Origin of the sequence: Helicobacter saguini, from assembly GCF_000762875.2 — a bacterium.
In the GTDB taxonomy this organism is placed as follows: Bacteria; Campylobacterota; Campylobacteria; order Campylobacterales; family Helicobacteraceae; genus Helicobacter_A; species Helicobacter_A saguini.
Genome location: NZ_JRMP02000003.1, coordinates 28,104 through 52,317 on the forward strand (window position 1 = coordinate 28,104; position 24,214 = coordinate 52,317).

Consider the following 24,214-nt stretch of genomic DNA (forward strand, 5'->3'; position numbering starts at 1 on the left):
ATAATTTTACTATCTTTCTTTGTAATTAATTAAACGCATTTAAACTAAAAATTAATGTTTAAAATCTTATTTTTTAACAATAAATATTTTTTTTTTTTTGTCCTTGTGGTATTATAATGTAGGTTTTAGAATCTAGATTCAAAGGGTTAATAAAATGAGTGAGATAAAATGTAATTTTTCTAGTGGGGAATATGTTTTTAATATAGAATCTAATGAGAAAAAAGCTAAGGAAAATAAGCTTTTATTTCGCCTTTATGCGTATTTGAATGATAAAGATAAACTTGTATATAGAAAAAATAATGGATATGCGACATATATAAATGGCGTGATAAAAAAGGCGAGCGAACAGGGCATTTTTTCACAAAATTTTGATTTTTTTAATTTAGGGAAAAATGATATTAACTTTTTAGAAAAGCTAAAAGATGAGCTAAATAATAAAGGTTCTAAGTTATATAAAATTGAAGAGAGTTTTGATAGACATCCATTTCGTGCGTTATTGAATAATCATTATATTGATTTTGTGAATGATTTTAAGTTGCCTGCTATTTTTTGGCTGAATGTAAGTAAAGATGGGCAATATTGGCAACAATTTCCATTTGATAGTTGGAAGCTAGGAGAGAATAATGGCAAAATATGCTATGAGAAAGATAGCGGGAGACGCAATTTTGAAGTTGGTGACTTAGCTATATTTTATCAAATTGGCATTAAAATTATACAGCATATAGGTCGTGTATATAAAATTGATAATGAACTTGCATATTTTGAGATTTTGTGCTGCAATAAAGATTCTATAACATTGCAAGATATTAGAAAACTTAGCCCCCTTACAAACTATCCACCACAAGGCGATGTCGCTAGAATGAGAGATGATAAAGAATTAGCTGGTGTTGAGCTAATCGTGCAATGTTTTGATAAATCACAAGGAGAGAATATGAGTAATGTAGATTTTAAGGGTTTAGATTCTAAAGATTCTAAGAATGAGTTAAATCAAATACTTTATGGACCGCCGGGGACTGGGAAAACTTATAATACTATAAATGTGGCGTTAAGGATTTTGGGCTTTGGTAAAATAGATTCTAAGGATTCTAATAATTCAAATGAAAACATAGAATCTAGTTCTAAAGATTCTAAGAATATAGAATCTAGTTCTAATGTTTCTAATAAAAATATAGAATCTAATTCGCAAGATTCTAATAAAAGAGAGAAAGATTCTAAAGACAATTTGGATTATGACAAAATAAAGCAAAAAGTTGGCGAGTTAAATTTACATGTTGAAAATCAAAAAAATAGGGCTTATGCTAAGGCTTTATTTGATTATTATAAATCGCAAGGGCAAATTGAGTTTGTGACCTTTCATCAAAGCTTTTCGTATGAAGAGTTTGTGGAGGGGATAAAGCCTAAATTGCTTGGTTTGGATAATGAAGATTCTATAGAATCTAGTGATGATATAGAAAATATAGAATCTAGTGAAAATACTGAATCTAAAAATATAGAATCTAAGCAAGATTCTAACACCATAACATACGAATTAAAAAATGGAATCTTTAAGCAGATTTGCGGACGAGCTTTAGAAAATTTACAAATAAACAAGTATAAAGAAATAGCTAAAAAAGAGCGTAAAGAAAATGTAAATATCGACAATAAAAAATCATTATGGCGACTTTATACGATACCTGAAAGGCAAGACGATTATTTTATGGAATGTATAGATAATAATTATGTGTGGGCTTATAAAGATTATGGAGCACAAGCATTAGAAAAACAAAGTAAAATCGGTGATTATATCGTTATCCCTACGGCAAATTATGGTAGAAGTAGGACGATTAGAGCTTTTGGAATCTTGGGCGATTTTATAGAGACAAAAGGCATTCAAAGTTATCGCAAGGTAAAATGGCTTTGGGTTGATAAAAGTGGCGGTGGATTGATGTTAAGCGATGTTAATTTTGGTCGCCCTACATTTCAACGAGTATATAAAAATAAAGATAAGATTCTAAGTGCGATTAGCAATATATTAAATCCAAATGACAATACAGATACAAACACAGATTCTATAGAATCTAAGCCGACTTTAAAGCCCTATATTTTAATAATCGATGAGATAAATCGGGGGAATATTAGCAAGATTTTGGGTGAGCTAATTACGCTTATAGAAGAAAGTAAAAGGATAGGAAATGAAGAAGAGCTAAGGGTTAGCCTACCTTATAGTGGGCGCGAATTTGATAATGGCAAGGGCTTTGGTGTGCCGCGCAACCTTTATATTATCGGCACGATGAATACCGCCGATAGGAGTATCGCACTCATTGATACGGCGTTAAGACGGCGATTTAGCTTTGTGGAAATGATGCCGGATTCTACGCTTTTAAAAAATATTTGGCTTGTGAAACACGATGATAAAAATCAAGCTGATGAAAATTATATAGATATAAATGATAACGAAGAAGCGGAAATCTTAAGCAAGATTTTGGAATCTATAAATAATAGAATTGAATTTTTGCTTGATAGGGAGCATACTATCGGGCATTCCTTTTTTTATGAAAGGGCGATTTTTTATACAGACGATGAACTTGGTGAATGGTATGAACTAAGTTTAGATTCACTAAAATTTATCTTTAAAAATAAAATCATTCCGCTTTTGCAGGAATATTTTTATGAAGATTATGCGAAAATCGATGCGGTTTTGAATGGGAATAAAATGATAGAATCTAAATCGATGAGTGATTTAAAAGTGAATTTGAGCGATGATTTTGTGGATAGTGAAAAAAGGGTTTATAGGATTACTGAATCTAGCAAGTGGAATATTGAGACTTTTACAGATATTTATACTAAAGATTCTAAAAAAGAAGATTCTAAAAACTAAGATTCTAAAGAGCAAAAATGAAAACCTTAAGCATACTTGAACATCAAAAATTTGGCATAAGTAATATAAAATCTGCTTTAAAAATAGATTCTAAGGATTCAGATTCTAAAATACAAACTAAGGCGACAAAATATTTTAGCGAACTTTGCGACTTTGCAATGGGAAAAGACAATCACAACTTTTTAAGATTCTATGGAAAACACGCTTTAAGAGCCCAAAAATATGTCGGCTTAATCCAAACAAAAAGCGGCTTTTGTGTAGAAATCTTGCCTAAGATTTTTAAGAATGATTTAAAAGATTCTAATGCAGAATCTAAGGAAAAAATCAAAATAGATTCTAAAAAATACCGCGAAAAAATACAAAAAAATGCGGAAAAATTTACAAACTATATAACAACAGATTCGGAAAAACCGCCAACTTACGAATCAATATTCAAAGATTCACAAGAAAAACTTAGCACAGAACAACAAAGTAGAATCCTACTTTTCAACATCCTAAAAACGCTTAAAAAAACGCCATTTAAAGATAGCAATTTTGCAAATTTGCACACTCAAAATATGAATATTTTAGAGATTTTTGTAAATATGTTTTTGGATAGCCTAGATTCACTAATTAAAAGGGGCGTGAAACACGATTATATCAATATAGAATCTAATAAAAAGTTCTTAAAAGGCAAACTTTTGTTCGCTCAAAATCTAAGGGAAAATCTCATTCACAAAGAAAGATTCTATACGCAAAGTGATGAATTTTCTAATGATATAGCTATCAATAGGCTCATTATCTCCACACTAAAAGTTCTAAATAATCTAACTTTAAGCGGGAAAACTTCTACTCGATTAAACAAAATGCGATTTATACTCCAAGATATAAATGAGAGTAAGAATCTAAGTAAAGATTTTGCCATTGCGCATTCGCAAATGCGAAATTTAAAACTACACGCAAAAGAGTATGAAAGCCTTTATGCGTGGTGTAAAATCTTTTTAAAACGCGAGTCTTTTAGCACTTATAGCGGTGATTCTATTGCGTTTGCCCTATTATTTGATATGAATAAATTGTTTGAATATTTTGTGACTTTTTATGTGAAAAAACATGCTCCTAACGCAAAAGCACAGACTACGCAAAAGAAAATGCTAATAGATTCTAACAATAATGAGACTTTTACGCTAAAGCCTGACATTGTGATAGAATCTAACTCACAGATTCTAATACTTGATACGAAATGGAAAAATATAAAATCTAATGAGATTTCAAAAGCCATTTCGTCAGCCGACCTTTATCAAATATGGGCGTATGCGAGTAAATACGCGATTTCGCATATTGTTAAAGGGCGGCGGGTGGGCGATAGGAAAACAGATTCTAAAGATTCTAAAAAAGAAGTAAAAACATTTCTAATCTATCCGCAAACAGAAAATAATAAAGAATCTACATTGCAAAACCAAACGCATTATTTCAAAGCAAGTTTAAAAGATTCTAAAAACACTATTTCTTTACAACTCGCCTTTTTTCCACTATTTTAATATCAAAAAAAAGGGGTTGAAAATAACGCTCCTATTTTGTGAGCGACTAAAATCTAGATTCCATATATTAAGAAAAGATGATTAAGAAGGCCACAAAATTTGGAAACTAAAATATTTCCACATTCCATATAGTTAAAAAGTCTTTTATTAATTCATTTGTGCGTTTAGTTATAGAATCTTCGCTCCATTGTTCTATGCCAAATAGCTCTTTTGTGATTAATAACTCTGCGTTTTTCTTAAGATAGTGTCTAGTTTTTTTCGTGCCATTTAGCTTAGTTTGCCAGTTACTATTTCTTAACGCGGCATTTAAAGCACCTTTAACCAAAGTCATATTTCCTATTTGATAGATTAAATCACTTGCTTTTTCTTTATCTTTAATAACATCACTCCAGCTAGATTCCCACTTTTGTGGTAAAAGATGCTCTAAAGTGTATTCATAATGTAGCGTTGCCCTATCTCTAAAATCTTTATCTTTATACTCTCTATACAATTCAATCCAAAATAAAATAAATTTTGCATCTTTATTTTCTATATTCTTTAACCACTGCTTTATAGAATCTATTTTAAGACAATTTTCATATTTTTCTTTAATCTCTTGTTTCATAAACTCTACAATATCTTTAGAATCTTCTTTAATAATTTTGGCAAAAAATTTATTGTAATCTTTTGTTGCATCATTGCATAAAATAAGCATTTCTAATAAATACAAGCATTCTTTATAAATCTTAGAATCTAATTTGTGTTTTAAGCAAATCACTAAAGGCAAAACAGCATTGATATTAAACACATCTATTAAATGGAAGAATCTCTCCTCATAGTTCTCAAAACTTAAATCAGTTTCTTTTGTAATTTGTGGGAAATTGCGATATATTTGTGCATATTGTGCTATTTGCTCTAGCATTTTATGTAAAGATTGTATATTTGTTTTTTGTATATCTTGCTTATAAAGCACACTAAGTTTGGATAAATTATCTTTATCTGCATCAAAAATGCCCTTTATAATAGCAACTGCGTGTAGTAATATTTCGCTTCTAGTGCGTTTAATTCTGCCTGTCTCAATTTCTTTATTCCAAAAATTTCGCTCTTTTTCATCTTTTTCAAAAATATTTTCCCAATATGTTTTGTAATATTCTAATGCTTTTTCTTCATTAGATTCTTTGATTGCTTTATCAAAAATAGCATTTTTTATAATATCTGTCGCACTTAATCGCTCGCCTGTGGAGTTTATAGAATCAAATATTTTTTGCTCATCTTCATTATCTTTTAAACACACAATAACCCAAAGTTTACTTTCAATAATAAATTTCATAAATTCAAAAATTTCATTAGAATCTATTTTTAGCTCTTCAATTTGCTTATTAAAATAATTAAAACAACCATAGATTCCATTTTCCTCTTTTTGGTTAATAGGAACATTTTGCAAAACTTTACAATACTGCTCTTTATCAAGCCTTGAATGATTAATTTTTGGCTTATCATTTGTAAAACTTTCAAATAAATAATCATTAAAATGTTTTTTCTTATCATCATCCACCTTGTTAAATAACACTTTTAAAAGAATAGAAAATGTAGTAAGTCTTTGTTGTCCATCAATCACTAAAGATTCATTATTTACGCCTTGCTGTCGTTTTAAAATAATTGAGCCTAAAAAATGCTCTCTTTTTTCTTGAAAGCTACTATATAAATCATCTAAAAATTGCTCCCAATGCTCTTGTTTCCATACATAAGCTCTTTGAAAAAATGGTATTATTAATCTTTTTTCATCTCGCACAAAATTAAAGTTATTTTCCCTTGCTTCCATTATTGCTCCTTATCATTGAGATAAATATTTCAATATAAAATAGCAAAAGAATCTGAAGGATTTTAAACCAAAATTATAGAATCTATATTAAACGACAAAAATAATTTTAATTTGCAAGGACAACTTTATTCTCTATTTTTTGTATATTTTTATTGTTATTAAGATTCTAATGTTATGACGAAATATTTTTAAGTTTTAGCTAAAATTTACAAATATGATAGCCTAAGTTAATATACAAAATCTAAATTCAATATAAACATAGAATCTATTCATTCCTAAGCACGGATAAAACATCGATTTGGCTTGCCTTTTTGGCGGGGTAGTAGGACGAGAGCGCCACGATAGCACACGCACCGATAATCGTGTAAATCAAATCGCTAAAAAGCAAATCCACAGGCAAACTCGAAGTGCCATAAACATCGGCAGGTATGGAAATAATATCAAATGTCTTTAGCGCCCAAATCACCACGAGCGCGCCCACCACGCCAAAGATAACGCCGCTGCCCCCGATTACTGCTCCTAGCCGAAAAAATATGCGTTTGACCTGCTTTTTGCTCGCCCCTAGCGAGATTAGGAGTGCGATTTCTTTGCGGCGGTTCATAACGACCATTAAAAGCGAGCTAATGATGTTTAGACTAGCCATCAAAATGATTAGCATAAGCACGAAAAATAGGGCTTTTTTTTCCAGTTCCATAGCCGAAAAAAAGTTGCCATTTTGCTCCCACCAGCCCTGCACGTCGGCAAATAGCCGCTCTTGTGTTTCCCTTTCGTATTCTAAAAGGGCTTCTTTTAGCTTAGAAATGTCGCCAAACGCGTCATCGCTATAAATGTGGATACCATCAAAACGCGAATTTTGCTGTGATTTTATCGCTTTTAGCGCGTCAAAAGTGGTGTAAATTATGGAATTATCGTAGTTTTTTAGTCCGCTTGTGTAGGTCGCAGCAACCTCAAATTTTTTCATACGCGGGGTCATTGCGATGCCTGTGGGGGCTAGTTCTGTGAAAATTAGCGTGACTTTTTCATCACTCTCAAGGCTTAAAGTGTGGTATAGATTTTCGCCCATAACGGCGATGAAGGGGTTTTTAGAATCTTTGTGGTTAGATTCTATGTTTTTATTAGTTGTAAGATTCTGTGAAGTATTTAAATTATTAGAATCTACATTTATCATTTTCATAGAATCTAGCACAGAATTTACCGCCCTTTCACGTTCCAAATCCACGCCATAAGCCACCACAGGATAAATCTCGGCATTCATTCTCACAATCGCCTGTGATTGAATGTAAGGACTAAATTTCAAATTTGGGAACTTTTTCTCTAAAAAATTCAAAATATTAGAATCTAGCCCACGAAACGAAGTAGAAAAAATAGTCAGCGGATAATTCATAATAAAAAGCTTGCTCTCAAACTCCTTAATCATCCCATTCATAATGCTCATCGTCACAAGCAGCACCAACACGCCTACGCCAACGCCAAGGAACGCTAAAATCGCCGTAATGGAAATAAAAGGCTGCGTCTTATCAAACTTCAAATAATGCTTTAAAATAAAGGAAATCAGCATAAAATTACCTTAAAAACCACAAAATAAAGTTAAGATTCTATCAATAAAAGTTATGTTTTGCAATAATTATTTGGAATCTTTCTTGCTTAAAACCAAAATAATTACAAAATTAACAAAAGGATTTGTTATGAGATTTTTAGGGAATGTGATTTTTAGTAAAGTTGCGACGTTATTTGCGGTAGGCATTTTTCTAGTAGCGACGTTCTTTCTTGGAAACACTTTAAGGGCTGAAAAAATCGGCGATTTGACTAGCATTGCGGGCGTGCGCGACAACCAGCTTATGGGCTATGGCATCGTTATCGGCTTGAATGGCACGGGCGATAAGGGTGGCTCGCAATTTACCGCGCAATCAATGGCAAATATGCTTGAAACAATGAATGTGAAGCTATCCGCGAATGATATTAAGTCCAAAAATGTCGCTGCGGTAATGGTTACTGCGAGCCTGCCGCCATTTGCGCGTCAGGGCGATAAGATTGACATTAAGATTTCAAGTATCGGCGATGCGAAGTCCCTGCAGGGCGGCACTCTTGTGATGACGCCTTTGAATGCGGTCGATGGGCAGATTTATGCGGTAGCACAAGGCGCGATTAGTGTAGGCAAGGGCGATAGCTTGGTAAGTGGCACGATAAATGGCGGCGCGACTATTGAAAAAGAGGTCGTTTATAACATCGGCAAGCAAGATAGCACGATTTTAAGCCTTAAAAAGAGCGACTTTCAAAACGCTATAAAGGTGCAAAATAAGCTGCGTGAGGTCTTTGGTGAGAATGCGGCGGTGGCTTTGGATTCTCGCACTGTGCGGATAAATAAGCCTGATAATTTGAGTATGATTGAGTATCTTGCCTTGGTGCAGGAAGTCGATATTCCCTACTCGGCGCGTGAAAAAATCGTAATTGACGAGAAGTCTGGCACGATTGTCTCTGGGCTTGGCATTAGTGTGCAGCCCATCGTTTTGACGCATGGCGATTTGACGCTAAAAATCACAAATGAATTTGATAGCAATGGCAGCGTGAGTGTGGATTCTATGAGCCTTGACCCAAAAACTAATACGCTTAGTAGCAATGGGAAAATTCCTACCGTGGCAAGTGTGGTGCGAGCGCTGCAGCGGCTTGGAGCTAGTCCGCAAAGTGTGATTTCAATCCTTGAAACAATGAAGCGAAGCGGGGCAATCGCCGCTGATATTGAGGTATTGTAGGAATAATAAATGAACCTTTACAAACAAATTGCTCCGCTACTTTACAAAATGGATGCTGAAAGTGCGCATGAAATCGCTGTGAAAATGATGAAAATTCCGCAAAATTTCCCACTTATAGAATCTAGTATCGCAAAAAATCACTGCGTTATCAATGAAACTCTAAGTCAAAATATCAATGGACTAAGATTTTATAATCCGCTAGGTTTAGCTAGTGGCTTTGATAAAAATGCAGAGCTTGTGCGTCCACTAAGTGCGATGGGCTTTGGCTTTTTGGAGCTTGGCAGTGTAACGCAAATGGCACAAGCCGGGAATCCTAAGCCACGAATCTTTCGCCATATAAAAGAAAATAGTCTGCAAAATGCGATGGGTTTTAATAATATCGGTGCGCGCGGAATGCTAGCAAATCTTAAAAATTGCTATCCTTTTGTCGTCCCGCTTGGTATAAATATCGGTAAAAATAAGCTTGTAGCGCAAGTTGATTCGCTTACAAATTATGAGCTTAGTTTGCAGACGCTGGAGGGCTTTGGTGATTATTTTGTCTTTAATCTCTCTTCGCCAAACACGCCTAATTTACGCGATTTGCAAAATGTGGAATTTGTAAGCGAACTATTAAAAATGGCGAAAAATAATACGCAAAAGCCGCTTTTTATAAAAATCTCGCCTGATATGGAAGTAGATTCTATGTTAGCGGTAGTGGAGAGTGCGATAAATAGCGGCGCAAGCGGCATTGTGGCGACTAATACGACTATTGATTATGGCGTGGTGGCAACGCCTAATGTGCGTGATGGCGTGCCTTTTGGGGGCATTAGCGGGGCGGCGTTGCGTGAGAAAAGTAGGGAAGTTTTGCGGATTTTGGGACAGCATTTTTTTGGGAAAATTACTTTGATTTCTGTGGGCGGCATTTCTAGTAGCGATGATGTGTGGGAGCGACTAAAGCTTGGGGCAAGTCTAGTGCAGCTTTTTACTGCCCTAATTTATGAAGGTCCAAGTCTAATAAAAAAAATAAACAAAGAGCTGGCGATTAAATGCAAAAAAGAAGGCGTGAAAAATATTAGTGAAATTGTGGGGAGCGGGATTGTTAAGAATTTATAGAATCTAGATTCTATAAAACCAAAATATTTTCTTTTCTATATATTCCTACCATTGCTATCTTTAGGGTTTAAAAATAAACTTACAAGTTAAGTATTAAGTCGTCTAATATTTTTAGAATCTAAAATATATTCATAAAGATTTAGTGTGCCTTTAAATTCCCACTCTAGCTTTTTCCAAAAAAGATTGCCTAGCTCATTTGTCTTAAAAGCGACAAGATTTATGTGTGTAGCATCAATCTTATGCAGGGCTGAAATGACAAAATTAACCATCGCACTACCTATACCCTGATGTCGAAAATCCTTATGCACGCACACATGATAAAGATACGCACATCGCCCATCATATCCGCATAAAATTGAGCCTATGATTCTATCATTTTGCAGGGCGACTACATTTGTGCTAGGGTTTCGCTCTAAAAACTTTTGCATCCCAGATAGCGAATCATCAATCTCTCGTATATAAAAGCCCTCAATGCTTTTCCACAGGCTCAAAACATTATCATAATCGCGTATATTCATAAGTCGCAGCTGCATATTTTTCCTTTGTCAATTATCAAAGCAAAATGATAGCTTATTTTTGTTTATATAGAATCTTTATTGATTTTAAGCTTCCTTTAAGAATAATAATCTTACAATGTAATATCTATTACTATTTTACTTTTAAGGATATTTATGAAGTTGATAATAAAAAAGTTTTTGGGTAGATTCTTAGAATCTAGATTTAAAAATAGTTGCAAACTACGTATAACGGGGGGGGGGTAAATAGGCTTTTACTCGCTACTTTTGTTTTTTTATTTGGGCTTTTTGGGGTTTTAGATTCTAAAGAAAATATAGAATCTAAGTTGCAAGATTCTAAAGATTCTAAGAATATAGAATCTAAATTTGCTTTGCGTAATTCTAAAGAAAATATAGAATCTAAACTCGCTTTTGTGGATAAACAAGATTCTATAGAATCTAAAAATCTAAACGCCGCTCACCGCCCTACAAGTAAGGAAGATTCTATAGAATCTAAAAACATAGAATCTAAGAATGCAAAAGTAGATGTTTCGCGTTCGCTCAACATGACGGATAATAAAGATTCTAAAGTTTTAATCTTAGCGGAGAATGAAACTAAAGAATCTAACAGCCTATCGCCCATCCACCGCCCTACAAATGAAAAAGATTCTAACGCCATAGATTCTAAAAACACAACAAAAGATTCTAAAAACAACACGATAGAATCTTACAAACTAAATGCCGTGACTACAACGGCGAATAATCCGCTAAAGACTTATCAAAGTAGTAGCGGCGTATTAAATAAAGAAATGCTAGATTCTAATCCTAGTGGAAATGGTGATATTACAAGCATTCTTAAAATTTTACCAAATGTGCAATTTGATAATGCTCAACTAAAAAGTACAACGCCAGGCGAGATTGACCCTGCTAATATCTCAATAAGTGGCGGACTTTTTTACCAAAATAATTTTCAACTAGATGGCTTTAATATGAATAATGACTTAGACCCAAATGGCGGGACTACAAATGGACCAAATGCTATGCGTAGCGGACGTTCGCAAGGTTTAGCAGTGGATACTAGCCTTTTAGATTCTATAAACGTGCAAGATAGCAATATTTCTGCGGCGTATGGAGGCTTTACAGGTGGTGTGGTAGAAGCTAATATTAGAAAACCACGTAGAGATAAAGGAATGCTAGGCTCTTGGCATGCGAATATAAATTATCAATACACATCAAATTATTTTACACAATATTTTGTCGATAGCTCACAAGAAGCAAACTTTGCCACAAGTAGCAATGAAAATTACCAACCAAACTTTACAAAGCATTTAGTGCGTGCAAATGTAGAAGGATATGTGACTAATAATTTAGGAATTATTGCTAGTTATTCTACCACGCGTTCATTTATCCCCTTAAAAGCATATAGCTTTAATGTAGGGAGTGCTGCAAATAGCACAAGGCAGCAGCATCGCTATATAGATAACTACTATGTAAAGCTAAATTACAATCCTTTAGAATCTTTAAATATAGAAGCATCACTAGCATATATGCCACAAGATAACACATACTATAATAATGTTGCAAAAGATAGCTTTTATAGTATGCAAAGTGGTGGTTGGCAAGCAGGGCTAAAAGCTTTATGGTATTCTAATCTTGGGCTTTTAACTAATCAAATGAGCTATAATTATTTACAAAATAGCAGGGAGAGCGAAAGAAATTATTTTATGACTTGGAGAGTTAGTAGCACTAAAAATTGGGCTAGTGCAAATGCCACAGGCACAGCTAGTGAAGGTGGCTATGGTAATATGCAGCAAGTGCAAAATACCTTTAATTACAAAAGTGATATGGGCTTTGAGACAATAGAGTGGTGGAAAAGCGCTCATAATTTTAGAGTAGGATTAGAGCTAGGATATACACATGCTTTGCGTAATAGATTAAATCCATATTATTCCTTTGGTTTGCCACAGAATCTAAATGGGGCAACTTGTGGAAGTGATAGTATGTTTAGCTTTGATACTTGTGATAGCGCTACTGCATATAGTGGTAATGCTACTTGGCAAGGGCAGTATTTTAATAGAGTTACAGAATCTAAAGTAGGTGAAATAGCCTTTGGGACCTTTTCGTATGGAATCTATGTAGAAGATGATATAAAGTTTGACTTAGGAAAATTTGGTAATATAGGCTTTCGACCGGGCTTTAGGCTTGATGGTGACGATTATATGAAAAAGCATACAATTGCTCCTAGATTCTCACTTAATTATACAACGCCTTTTAAGAATGAATATAAAACGACATTTATACTTGGTGCGAATAGATATTATGGGCGAAATTTACTAAGCTATCGTCTTTATGACTTTATCGCTAATAATCAAATAATATATACTCGCCCAAATGCTAATACAGCGTGGAGTGCTACTACTAATACCGCTGGAGATTCTGGCTATGTTAATTTTACAACATTAAATGTGCCTTATGCTGATGAATATATGGCTGGAATTTCACAGAATCTTTATATGTTTGAAATGGCGTTAAAATACATTTATCGTGGGGGTAAAGATGAGATAATGAGACAGCGACCAAATGCAACGACTAATAATTGCCAACCTCCAACTAATCTTAACACGACTAATATCCCTTGTAGCTGGAGCAATGATGGCACTTCACAAAGTCATATTATCACACTTAGCATTCAAAATAATAAAAATATTGAAACTTTTGGGGTGAAACATTATTACTTACTCGCATTTGATTATACAAATACAAGGCGAAGTTATAATATTTATGCCGCTGATGATGCTTATGCAGATGATGTTGATGTGCTATATAACGGACAAATTATTAAGTATAGAGATAGACCAACTGAAAATTTTGCACGTCCTTACACATTAAGATTCAATACTACACATACATTTAATATTTGGAAAACAAAGTGGATGTGGAATAACTTTTTTAGACTTCGCGGTGCGTATGATGCAATGGTGCTAATCGCTCAAAATCAAGCAGGATATAACCAAAACTATGCGAATTTAACGCAATATGGCAAAAGGCATTTTAAAGAAGCATTTACTTGGGATATGCGAATAGGCTTTGAAATCGATGTGTGGAATAAAAATACATTATATGTGAATCTAGATATTTACAATGTATTAGATTCTAAAAATATGACTGCTTTAAGTAGTGCTAATAGTGGCGCTATAACACAAGGCATTGCAACCGCCGCTACCGCTGTAGCTGTATATGAAATAGGACGACAATTCTGGCTACAAGTGGGCTATAAATTCTAGAATCTAGATTCTAAAAAACGTCATTGCAAGACTTTTTAACTAGCAAAAAGGCGTGGCAATCTAGATTTATGTTTGGATTACTTTTTACGCAAATTTCGCAATAATATATAGAATCTATTTTAAACTTCATTATAGATTCTATAAGATTTTATATAAATAATAGTTTTTTAAGCTTAAATTAATTAAAAAATAGTAATAATTCTTTAATTTTAATTTGAAAGGCTTAAAATGACTTTTTTACGTAATATTTTTTTGTTTGTTTTTATTAATATGATTTGTATTAATAATGTATTTGCTACAACGGGGGGGGGGGGGGTAAATAGGCTTTTACTCGCTGTTTTTGTTTTTTTATTTGGGCTTTTTGGTGGAATGGATGCTAAGGATTCTAAGGTTTTAAGTTTAGAAAGTGTAGGGAATGTTGGTTTAGATTCTAAAGATTCTAAGATTTTAATCTTAGCGGATAATAAAACCTCGCAAAGTATAGAATCTAATTTGCAAGATTCTAACCTATCGCTCACCCGCCGCCCTACTAATAATAAGATTCTAATTTTAGCGGATAATCAAACGCAAAGTGTAGAATCTAACATAGATTCTAATATTGAAAGTTTAGCAAATGTGGAAAATGTTTTAGATTCTAAAGATTCTAAGAATATAGAATCTAAAATGGCTTTTGTGGATAAAAAAGATTTTATAGAATCTAGTTTGTTAGATTCTAATAAATTTATAGAATCTAGCTTAACGCCAACTCACCGACTTACTAATAAAAAAGATTCTATAGAATCTAAAAACCTAAATGCCGCTCACCGACCTTTTAGTGATAAGATTCTAACTTTAGCAGATAATCAAACGCAAAGTATAAAATCTAAAAAGGTAGATTCTAAAGTGTTGGTCTTAGCAGATAATGAAAGTATAGAATCTAATAGCCTATCGCCCATCCACCGCCCTACAAGTAAGGGAGATTCTATAGAATCTAATTCTCTAAACGTCGTTCGCCACCCTTTTAATGATAAGATTCTAATCTTAGCGGATAATCAAAGCATAGAATCTAACTCGCAAGATTCTAACACCACACAAACAACTGCAACAAGCACAAAAGATTCTAACAACAATGATATAGAATCTTACAAACTAAACGCCATAGTTGCCACGACAAATAGTATCATAGGCACATATCAAGGTAGTAATAATCTTAAATCACAATTACTAGATTCTAATCCTAGCGGAAATGGCGATATTACAAGCATTCTTAGAATCTTACCAAACGTTCAATATGATACACAGCAAAATAAAAGCACAACGCCGGGCGAAATTGACACTGCAAATATCTCCATTAGTGGTGGCTTATATTATCAAAATAATTTCCAACTAGATGGCTTTAATATGAATAATGACTTAGACCCAGCAGGTAGTCAAGCTAGTAACCCCGTGGCTGCTAATGCAATGCCAGGGCGAAGTCAAGGGCTAAATGTAGATACTAGCATATTAGAATCTATAAATGTGCAAGATTCTAACATATCTGCGGCGTATGGCGGTTTCACAGGTGGTGTAGTAGAAGCAAATACTAAAAAGGCAACTAAAAAATTTGGCGCAAATGTAAGCTATCAAATAACACAAGGTGACGCCACGCTAGATAAAGCAAGTATGACAAACTATCATCTTTATAATGCTAGTGATAGCGACTATGCTAACTTTTTAAACTCAAGCTCTGCGTCTAATCAGCCAAAGTTTATAAAACATCTTTTTAAATCTAGCTTTGAATCTAGATTCAGCCAAAATGCTGGGATTGTGCTAAGTTTTACCACAACGCAAAGCTTTATCCCGCTAAATACCTATAATAGCGTAGCACAAGCACAAAATAGCACAATGGAAATCACTAAAACGCAAAAGCGTCAAAGCTATAATTTCTATCTAAAAGGGCATTATGATATAGGTGAAAGTCTGCGTTTAGAGCTAAACTATGGCTATTTGCCACAATATAATGAATACTTTATCGCAAATACAAAAGATTCTAGCTTTGATATGCTAAGCGGTGGGCATCAGCTAGGGCTTAAAAGCTTTTGGGATAATGCTTTAGGTGAGCTAAAAACGCAGTTTAGCTTTAATTATATGGATAATTCAAGGACAAATAGTGCGGTAAATATGAAAGGATGGCGTTTAAGTGCGGATAAAAACTGGAGTCCCGCTTTAGGTAGTGCAAGTGAAGGTGGCTACGGGAATGTAGATTCTAAACAAATCACTTTTAATCTAAAATCTTCACAGGAATTTAGTCGAATTGAGCTAGGCTTTTGGGAAAATAGATTCAATGCTGGAGTGGAGCTTGGCTATGTAAATGCGTTTTATGAAAGGTATCAAGATACTATATTTAGCGGTTCTGCTTTTACTCGTCCTTTGGCTGCAGGGCAAGTGTGTGATAGTTCGCAGACGTGGGGTGAGTGGTGTAGTAATTCGCCTGTATATACAGATTCTATGACAGGTGGCACTTTAACGCAGTGGCAAAATAATAATGGACAATATATGTATCGTGCTACTATTTATAAAGCTGGGAAAATTGATATTTCTAACTTTAGCTTAGGTGCGTTTATAGAAGATTCTATGCGATTTGACTTAGGGCTTAATGGTGGGGAGATAAACTCGCGTCTTGGGCTGCGTTTAGATTATGATACTTATATGAATAAGGCTACACTTGCCCCACGTCTTGCTATAAGTTATGAGGCGCCGTGGAATGTGCGTGATGTTACAAAAAATTTTGCTACACAATTTACCTTTGGATATAATAGATATTATGGACGAAATTTATTTGCCTTTGGGCTAATGGATGGGCGAAGTGCCTTAGAGCGAACAATAACTAATAGAGCGTATAATCAAAACTGGGAAGATGCCGCATATACGCAAAATAAAAACGACACGAATTTCAAGCAAATAAAAGTGCCTTATAGCGATGAGCTAATGGCTGGATTTGTCCAAAGGGTGTATATGTTTGATATTAGTGCGAAGTATATACATAGATTTGGTCGTGATGAGATAAGGAGAATGTGTCAGGCTCCAGATGGTAGCTTTAGCACACTAAACTGCACTAGCAATGTAAATTTGCCTACTATAAATACATCAATTCTAAGATTTGTCTATGCTAATGAAGGAATAAGTGAAACTGATGTAGTAACCCTAAGCATACAAAATAATCGTGTAATTGATACTTTTGGTATAAAACATCAATATTTGTTTGCATTTGATTGGACAAATGTCATTCGCAATTATCAAGACTATGCTGAAAATATGACGCTAGATTCTGTAAATAATGAGATTATTAGCTGGAATGGGCAGTTTATACGATATGCGGATAGACCTGCGACTAACTTTGTGCGACCATATACTATAAGGCTAAATACTACGCATACTTATAGAATCTATAATACAAATATTATATGGAATAACTTTTTTAGATTCCGTAGTGGCTATACTGCGATGGCTAGTGTAAGCGGGGCTAATAGAGATACATACAATGGAGTGCCTGTTTCTACATTTCGTCCTTTAGATGTAAAGGGGGCTTTTACTTGGGATATGCGAATAGGCTTTGAAGTGGATGTGTGGAATAAAAATATACTTTATGTAAATCTAGATATTTATAACGTGCTAGATTCACAAAATCTTAGCATAGCGCAAGTAACATCTGTAAATGGCGGCTCTGTTAGTATAAGCTCCTTGCCATTTTATGAAATAGGACGGCAATTCTGGCTACAAGTTGGGTATAAATTTTAGAATCTAGATTCTATCCATTTTGTTAATAGGGTGGTGGGTGGGCGTTAGGCATTTGCAAAGTAAAACATAGAATCTAGCTAGATTCTGTAAAATATTTTTACAACCTTAAGGGTGGTAGGATGGGAATAGATAAAAATAAAAATATTTTAGATTCTATAAAAAATTAGATTCTAAAAAATTATAGAATCTAGATTCTATCATTGTAAAAAAAAGTCATTATCCTGCAAGAAAACAAGTTAGATTCTAAAGCATTTAAGGTTTTTAAGTAAGATTATCATTTTACTTTTTTTTAAAGGAAATCTATGCTAATAAGAATTAAACACATTTTATTGCTTTTTTGCTTGATTGTAAGTATAAACGCAGAAGATTCTAACGACAACATAGAATCTAACACAAAAGAATCTAAAAACACAGATAAAAACTATAAATTAGAATCTCTAATCACAACAGGCTCGGCTCTAAGCAGTGATGTATCGCAAATCCCGGGAAATATGAGCGTTGTAGATTCTAAAAGCATAAATTCTATGCCAAATAATAAAATTAGCGATGTGGTAAAAAAGCTAGCAGGTGTTAGAATCGAAAATGATGGTAGCTATAATCCGCGTCCGCAAATTAAAATACGCGGTATAAATTTTGGCACATTAGTAATGCTTGATGGCGTGATTTTAAGCGATTTAGAAGGCGAAGCAAGGCTACTTAATCAAATCTCACTTTTTGATGTTAAACGCGTAGAAGTGGCACGCGGGGCGTTTTCTAGCCTTTATGGCACGGGCGCAATCGGGGGCGTTATCAACTTTATCACTAATATGCCAGATAAGCTAGGTCGCCTTAAAATCGCAAAACATTTCGCAAAAATATAAAAGCTAAAATTGTATCATAAAATAATGTATAAAATATAATACAGGATTTAAAATGCAAAATTTTGATTTTATTATAAAAAATAAGAAAAACTCTTGACAGCTTTTTTTTTTTTGTATAATCACATTCTAATTTAATTTTAAAGGATTTCTTAATGAAAAAAATGTTGCTTTGTGCTGGTTGTGTTTGTGTTGTATTCTTTAGTGGATGTTCAAAACTTGTAGGGACAAAAGTAGATTCTAATGTTGGCTATATTGTGCAGTTTAATGGGAGCGATTTTGATGTGGGGAATGTTATCACCACAGAAATGCCTTATGACCCAAAGAATTTGAATATGACGCAGACTTTGTTAAATAAGGCGATTACTGATAATAAGTGTGACACAATCTTGTTGCCTCGTTACGAGATTATTTCAAAGACTTTTGGTAAAGACATTATTCGTGTAACAGGTAGGGCTGCTACATTTAAGAAAAAATAATTTTTTATTTTTTTATTAGTTGCATAAATTCTGTGCGGGTTTTGGAATGGCAATCCTAGCTTGCTTGTAAATGGCGAGTGTGTATGTGAATTTAGATTCTATGTGGCTAGAATCTTTAAGCACGACTTTGGGTTTGCGATATGATTTTTGGCAAAATTTTGATGGATATTTTAGAAATGCGACCTTAGATAGCAAAAATCAAAGTAATAATCTATCAATTTTTCCCCTAAATTTGGCATAAATTATATTCCACTGCAAAGTCAAACACAAAATCTTGTTTTTAAGACAAGTGTAGGCACAGGCTTTAGAATGCCAACTATGAGAGATAAATACTTTACCCCAGCGGCTTTAATTTGGAGTATTAATCCAAACTTAAAACATGAAAGTGCCATTAGCTTTGATATAGGGGGCGAGTATAGCCTAGATTCTAATATTTTAAAAGGGCGACTTAATGCGTCACTTTATTATTTTCAAATAGAGCTAGATAATATGATATATCGCGCAGGAAATGGCAGTGCGACTGCACCTACGCATTATGAAAACGCAGGGAAAGGTAGAATCTTAGGGATAGAATCTAGTTTAAGTTTGCCTTTATTTGTCGAGCGTTTAAGCCTAGATGCGACATATACATTAACAAGTGCTAGAATCATAGATAACCCCATAAACCGCGCTACGCAAGGAAAGCAATTAATAGGAATACCTTTGCATATGTTAAATGTTTCGCTAAATTATTCGCCATTAGATTCTAATGATTTTATAGAATCTAGACGCGCTTCTTTAGATTCTAATAGTGCTTTAGATTCTAATGGTGTTTTAGATTCTCCTTTAGAATCTAGACGTTCTTTAGAATCTAAACGTCGTGCGTTTCGCGGATTAGATGGACTTTATGGCTCACTTTGGCTTTATTACGCTCCAGCTTTTTATAGCGATGATATAAATACCACGCCGCTAGAAAACACTTTTCAGCAATATAGCACGCAATTTAGCCTAAATGCAAAAATCGGCTATATTTTTGCTAATGGCTTTGATATAAGCTTAAGTGCTACTAATATCACAAACTATCGCTATTATGACTACTTCTACCAAGTCGCCGTCACCAGCCTTTACGCCCAAGTAGGCTATAAATACTAGATTCTAAAAATATAAAACAGGATTTTACTCTTAAATATATTTTGTTATAATCCTTTTTAAAAATAATAGGATTTTTATGAAAAATATTCCAAATATTCTAACTTTTTCACGCATAATATTATCAGTTTTATTACTTGCTGTGATTTTGTATTGGGAAAAATTTATGCCTGCTTGGGTGGATATTTCATGGCGTGATTTTAGCGCGTGTGTCGTGTTTTGCTTGGCGTCAATCACTGATTTTTTCGATGGATATATCGCGCGCCAGTTTAAGTTTGGCAGCGTTTTTGGCGAGGTTTTTGACCCATTAGCAGACAAAATGCTGATTTTGGCGGCTTTTATAGGGCTTCTTTGGCTTGAAAGGGCGAGTGCGTGGGCTGTTTTTTTAATTTTGTCGCGCGAATTTTACATCACAGGGCTTCGCGTAGTAGCCGCAAGCTCAAAGCAAAATGTCGCCGCAAGCCCGCTAGGCAAATACAAAACAGGCTTTCAAATCTTAGCGATTGCAATTTTATTAGCAAACTTTTTTCCGGGTGGCGAAGTGCTATTATGGATAGCTGTTTTTGTGACTTTATATTCGGGCTTAGATTACACATTTAAGTATTATAAGGCGATAAAATAGATTCTATAGAATCTTTAGTATATGATTGTTAAAGGGATACTAAAGTTTGGTAGCGTGCTAGTTAGTTTGTCTAGATTATCACTAGAGTCTATTTTTATATCAAAATACATTTTATTGTTATTGTTAAATATCATTGAGTATCCTTTTTTGGTCTTAGTAATATCTTTTAGGAATTTAAACCATGCCCATTCTCCATCATATTTCTTAGAAAATTCAACTATGTTGTTGTGATTAGTCGCACTAAATTCAAATAAACTTGCGGCTTTAAAGTTACTAGCCACTACATCTAACTTTGATTGTAATGTATGGTCGTATTTAGCTATTACATTATCATAACCAAAAGTTATATAATTAAATTCAGGGGATAAATCTATGCTAGTTATATTATATGAAATTCTTAGATTACTATTTAAATCAAACATAATATCTGCTAGTGTCGCAATATTTGTAATAGCACTTATAAATTCACTTGAGAATCTAATTTTATTAATATAAGATGGATTAATATAATACACACTTCCTTTTTTCAATAATATATTTTGTAAATACTGCTCATAAAATTTACTCCAAGTTCCGCTCTTACCAAAAAAACCTTTAAAATTATCCATACTTATAGAATCATTTGATTTAAGATTAAATGGATAATATGGAGCAATATCATTCATAAAACTATAATATACCTCATCACTCCAAGCTGTATTTAAGTCTTGTATTGCTACCAATTCTATTAGATTCCATACATTACTAATCGCAGTGTTATAATATTTCCTTAGCTCCTTTGGCAAGGCATTTATATCTTTTCTTAAAATGCTAAAGGCATCTTCTTTTGGTAAATTTTTAGAAAAAGCATAAGTTATTCTTTCTTTTTTATTATCACTTTGATTTAGATATTCACTTAGTCTTGCACTAACTCCTGCTATATCTTTACTAATTATTTCTAAGATATTAGAATCTTTAGTTTGATTATTTTGTGTGTTATTAGAATCTTTTTTAGGACTTGCCTTTTGAGCTATGTTATCTATCATAGAATCTTCATTTATTAAGGTGTGATAGGACGTAAAATTAGAACTTACATTATTAAATATATTTTTAATTTCACTTGTTGGTAAGCCTAAATTATACGCAAACGTAAAGATTAAAGGGTCGTTTAAATTTGTGTTTTTATTTACTATACTAATTAAATTATACATTGTGTTGGTGGTAATAGGATTTTTTGCTAATGTGTTTAGATACATAATCATTTCTTCTTTTGTGTTATATTTTTTTGGCTCTAGATTATCTAGTAAAATTTGCCATTTTTCTACATAGCTATGAAAATATAAATTTATAAGCCCAATATTAATTGCAACTTTATCATTTATAGAATCTAAACTAAAATCTTTTAATAGCCAAGATTCTATATCTATGCTATTATCTACATATTTATTAATATTTATTAAAAATCGTTCAACTCCTTTTTTAGTATAAATACTATCAAATTTTAGATTGTCATTATACGTAAACAATATATCAAAACCTAAGCCTATATCATCTTTTAGATTATATAGAATCTTTTTATTATTTTTATATGACGTAATTTCTAATATCGTGTATAATCGCTCTATTCTAGGAATCCTTAGAATCTTTTCACTAGCAAATAGACTAATCTCTTTATTTTCCTTATTTTTTTGAAAATGAATATTATTTATGCAAGATATTAAATCTTCTTGTGGAATCTTATATTTTTTAAAAGATTCGTAATTATTAAGCAACCATATTTTTAATAGTTCTTTATCTAAATATGTGCTATCAAATAAGCTTTTATAAATATATAGTGTCTTTATAAGTTCTTTAGAATCTTGTGTGGTTTTTAATTTAGATTCTAATTCTATTATTAGTGTATCCTTTAAAAGTTTATTAATAGATTCTATATACATATCTTTTGCATTTTCAAATGCTTTATATGAAATATCTAGGGTGATATAGTTATTTATAGAATCTTTTTTAAAAAGCTCGGGATAAGAATCTAAAATCCCCTTTAGATTCTGTAAAAATCTAACCTTAGCTTCAATACTTAATCTGTCATAGATTCTATACATATCCATTAGATTTAGTATTTTTTTAGCATTATTATTTGCGATTTCTATTTCTACATTTGTTTTATTGATATAAAAACTGCTAATTTTATATGTAATAAATATAGTGCAAATAATTACGCAAGTCACGGCAACCTTTTTCCATAATTGCTTTAAAACACCACTAGCACTTAAATCTTTAAATATCACATTTTTAAGAAGTGATTTTACAAAATAACTTTGTTTTGTGTAATTATTACGTGCTTTATTTATGGGCTTTTTAATATCAAATTTATCACAAATAGCATCATATAAATAATTTATAGGTATATTTTCTTGATAAGGACTTACAAAATATATGCCTTTTATAAATGATTTATTTTTTAAAATATTTTCTTTATTTGCTAAAAGAGCAAATTCACTTGCAAGAAAGAAAAGATTTTCTAATTGCTTTAAAAATAAATATGCTTTATTTTTTTCATCTAGTGAATGAATTAAATTATTTTTGCTAAATAAATAATATTGCAAATTTTGCATTAAAATACTAAATTCATTGTGTAATATATTAGAATCTAAATTAATAGAATCTTGTAAAGAAATCCCAAGCACATTATTTGCTACATCTTCACTAAAAATTCTTAAATAATCACCCATACCATCAATTAAATCAATTTTGCTAAATACAAGATAAATAGGAAATTTTGTATCTGTATTATTTTCAATCTCGCTAACTCTTTTTACTAAATATCTAGCAAGATTCTTTGAGTATTCAACATCACTTGTCAAAAATAATCTTGTATCAATTACTAAAATAATCGCATTTAATTTATTATAAAATATATTTTTATTTAAAAAACTTATAAATTTTTTCCATATATTTTTTTTCACAATATAATCTTTATTTTTATCTAAATCATCCTCTGGCATTTCATCACTACTTGCAGGATTAAATAGCTCCTCTTGATTAAAATAATTTCCTTCTGTATCAACTAATGCTCCATCTTTACTAATATAAAGACTAAAATTTGTTGTTGAGTGATGAAACTTTTTATAAGATTCTAAACTATCATTTAAAGGATAATCAATATTTGCATAATTTATTAATGTACTTTTACCAACTCCTTCATTACCGATAATTACAACTAATGGAATGCTTTTTAATCGCATATATTTCCAAGTATTTTTGGAATCTTTTATGGATAATTTGAAGTTACGTCTCATTCTGTGTATAAAACTTTTTGATTCTTTTTTGATTTCTTTTAGTTTTTCTTTATCTTCATTTTTAAAGCTTTGTATAAATTCTATTGTTTCTTGTAAAAAAAATACCAAAAAAACTATAATCCAAACTACAAAAATGATACCTAGACGAATAAAACTACTACTAAAAATATATATATCATTAAAGGCAAATAATGAGCCATATAAAAAAAATAGCACACTTAAAATAAGTAGGGTTAATAGCCCTACGCAAATTAATACTTTCTTAGAAAATAAAAAATTAAATATTTTTTTAAACATTCATA

At 32.5% G+C, this 24,214-nt stretch carries 15 protein-coding genes; 11 read left to right on the forward strand and 4 right to left on the reverse strand.

Translation table 11 applies throughout. The annotated features are described in order from the left end of the window. The first annotated feature begins 154 nt into the window (after positions 1-154). Both LS64_RS13040 and LS64_RS02395 read left to right on the forward strand, forming a co-directional pair. Positions 155-2,857 (forward strand): AAA family ATPase, encoded by a 2,703-nt coding sequence (locus LS64_RS13040; RefSeq protein WP_052062725.1) that lies wholly within the window; start codon positions 155-157, stop codon positions 2,855-2,857. Positions 2,858-2,874: 17 nt separating this feature from the next. After that, positions 2,875-4,374 carry an McrC family protein gene (locus LS64_RS02395; RefSeq protein ID WP_034573876.1) on the forward strand — a complete coding sequence of 500 codons (1,500 nt, stop codon included), beginning with the start codon at positions 2,875-2,877 and terminating at the stop codon, positions 4,372-4,374. A 106-nt stretch (positions 4,375-4,480) separates the two neighbouring features. On the opposite strand, the gene LS64_RS02400 is transcribed toward LS64_RS02395, so the two are convergent. Beyond that, positions 4,481-6,175 (reverse strand): DUF262 domain-containing protein, encoded by a 1,695-nt coding sequence (locus LS64_RS02400; RefSeq protein ID WP_052062724.1) that lies wholly within the window; start codon positions 6,173-6,175, stop codon positions 4,481-4,483. Between the two features lie 265 nt (positions 6,176-6,440). Beyond that, positions 6,441-7,733, reverse strand: a complete 1,293-nt coding sequence (locus tag LS64_RS02405; protein WP_034573874.1) for an ABC transporter permease — start codon at positions 7,731-7,733, stop codon at positions 6,441-6,443. 127 nt (positions 7,734-7,860) lie between these two features. Between LS64_RS02405 and LS64_RS02410 the strand changes: the two genes are divergently transcribed. Then, on the forward strand, positions 7,861-8,925 hold the full coding sequence (locus tag LS64_RS02410; RefSeq protein WP_118949391.1) for a flagellar basal body P-ring protein FlgI: 1,065 nt from the start codon (positions 7,861-7,863) through the stop codon (positions 8,923-8,925). Positions 8,926-8,934: 9 nt separating this feature from the next. Next, positions 8,935-10,017: a dihydroorotate dehydrogenase (quinone) gene (pyrD, locus tag LS64_RS02415; protein ID WP_034573101.1), complete on the forward strand. Its 1,083-nt coding sequence runs from the start codon at positions 8,935-8,937 to the stop codon at positions 10,015-10,017. 86 nt (positions 10,018-10,103) lie between these two features. Here the strand turns inward: pyrD and LS64_RS02420 are convergent, their stop codons facing one another. Further along, complete coding sequence (locus LS64_RS02420) at positions 10,104-10,550, reverse strand: GNAT family N-acetyltransferase (RefSeq protein WP_034573099.1); 447 nt, start codon at positions 10,548-10,550, stop codon at positions 10,104-10,106. Between the two features lie 197 nt (positions 10,551-10,747). Between LS64_RS02420 and LS64_RS02425 the strand changes: the two genes are divergently transcribed. The 7 genes from LS64_RS02425 to pgsA all read left to right on the forward strand — a co-directional run bounded on the left by LS64_RS02425 (position 10,748) and on the right by pgsA (position 20,637). Next, on the forward strand, positions 10,748-13,795 hold the full coding sequence (locus LS64_RS02425; protein ID WP_237416292.1) for a TonB-dependent receptor: 3,048 nt from the start codon (positions 10,748-10,750) through the stop codon (positions 13,793-13,795). A 228-nt stretch (positions 13,796-14,023) separates the two neighbouring features. Beyond that, positions 14,024-17,551: a TonB-dependent receptor gene (locus LS64_RS02430; RefSeq protein WP_237416291.1), complete on the forward strand. Its 3,528-nt coding sequence runs from the start codon at positions 14,024-14,026 to the stop codon at positions 17,549-17,551. A 302-nt stretch (positions 17,552-17,853) separates the two neighbouring features. Next, a complete protein-coding gene (locus tag LS64_RS02435; protein ID WP_034569643.1) occupies positions 17,854-18,411 on the forward strand; it encodes a TonB-dependent receptor plug domain-containing protein in 558 nt (185 codons plus the stop codon). Between the two features lie 152 nt (positions 18,412-18,563). Beyond that, positions 18,564-18,887: a hypothetical protein gene (locus LS64_RS02440; RefSeq protein ID WP_034573258.1), complete on the forward strand. Its 324-nt coding sequence runs from the start codon at positions 18,564-18,566 to the stop codon at positions 18,885-18,887. A 70-nt stretch (positions 18,888-18,957) separates the two neighbouring features. Further along, complete coding sequence (locus LS64_RS12315) at positions 18,958-19,128, forward strand: hypothetical protein (RefSeq protein ID WP_160659363.1); 171 nt, start codon at positions 18,958-18,960, stop codon at positions 19,126-19,128. A gap of 11 nt (positions 19,129-19,139) precedes the next feature. Next, complete coding sequence (locus tag LS64_RS02445) at positions 19,140-20,018, forward strand: TonB-dependent receptor domain-containing protein (RefSeq protein ID WP_202391551.1); 879 nt, start codon at positions 19,140-19,142, stop codon at positions 20,016-20,018. Between the two features lie 76 nt (positions 20,019-20,094). Continuing rightward, complete coding sequence (pgsA, locus tag LS64_RS02450; protein ID WP_034573255.1) at positions 20,095-20,637, forward strand: CDP-diacylglycerol--glycerol-3-phosphate 3-phosphatidyltransferase; 543 nt, start codon at positions 20,095-20,097, stop codon at positions 20,635-20,637. A gap of 14 nt (positions 20,638-20,651) precedes the next feature. On the opposite strand, the gene tssM is transcribed toward pgsA, so the two are convergent. After that, the gene (tssM, locus tag LS64_RS02455; protein ID WP_034573253.1) at positions 20,652-24,209 is read right to left on the reverse strand and encodes a type VI secretion system membrane subunit TssM; all 3,558 of its coding nucleotides are present in this window, start codon (positions 24,207-24,209) and stop codon (positions 20,652-20,654) included. Between the last annotated feature and the right edge of the window lie 5 nt (positions 24,210-24,214).

Bases quoted from the DNA above. Each gene is read 5' to 3' on its own strand.
- LS64_RS13040 (WP_052062725.1), top strand. From the start codon at position 155: ATGAGTGAGATAAAATGTAATTTTTCTAGTGGGGAATATGTTTTTAAT.
- LS64_RS02395 (WP_034573876.1), top strand. From the start codon at position 2,875: ATGAAAACCTTAAGCATACTTGAACATCAAAAATTTGGCATAAGTAAT.
- LS64_RS02400 (WP_052062724.1), bottom strand. From the start codon at position 6,175: ATGGAAGCAAGGGAAAATAACTTTAATTTTGTGCGAGATGAAAAAAGA.
- LS64_RS02405 (WP_034573874.1), bottom strand. From the start codon at position 7,733: ATGCTGATTTCCTTTATTTTAAAGCATTATTTGAAGTTTGATAAGACG.
- LS64_RS02410 (WP_118949391.1), top strand. From the start codon at position 7,861: ATGAGATTTTTAGGGAATGTGATTTTTAGTAAAGTTGCGACGTTATTT.
- pyrD (WP_034573101.1), top strand. From the start codon at position 8,935: ATGAACCTTTACAAACAAATTGCTCCGCTACTTTACAAAATGGATGCT.
- LS64_RS02420 (WP_034573099.1), bottom strand. From the start codon at position 10,550: ATGCAGCTGCGACTTATGAATATACGCGATTATGATAATGTTTTGAGC.
- LS64_RS02430 (WP_237416291.1), top strand. From the start codon at position 14,024: ATGACTTTTTTACGTAATATTTTTTTGTTTGTTTTTATTAATATGATT.
- LS64_RS02435 (WP_034569643.1), top strand. From the start codon at position 17,854: ATGCTAATAAGAATTAAACACATTTTATTGCTTTTTTGCTTGATTGTA.
- LS64_RS02440 (WP_034573258.1), top strand. From the start codon at position 18,564: ATGAAAAAAATGTTGCTTTGTGCTGGTTGTGTTTGTGTTGTATTCTTT.
- LS64_RS12315 (WP_160659363.1), top strand. From the start codon at position 18,958: ATGGCGAGTGTGTATGTGAATTTAGATTCTATGTGGCTAGAATCTTTA.
- pgsA (WP_034573255.1), top strand. From the start codon at position 20,095: ATGAAAAATATTCCAAATATTCTAACTTTTTCACGCATAATATTATCA.
- tssM (WP_034573253.1), bottom strand. From the start codon at position 24,209: ATGTTTAAAAAAATATTTAATTTTTTATTTTCTAAGAAAGTATTAATT.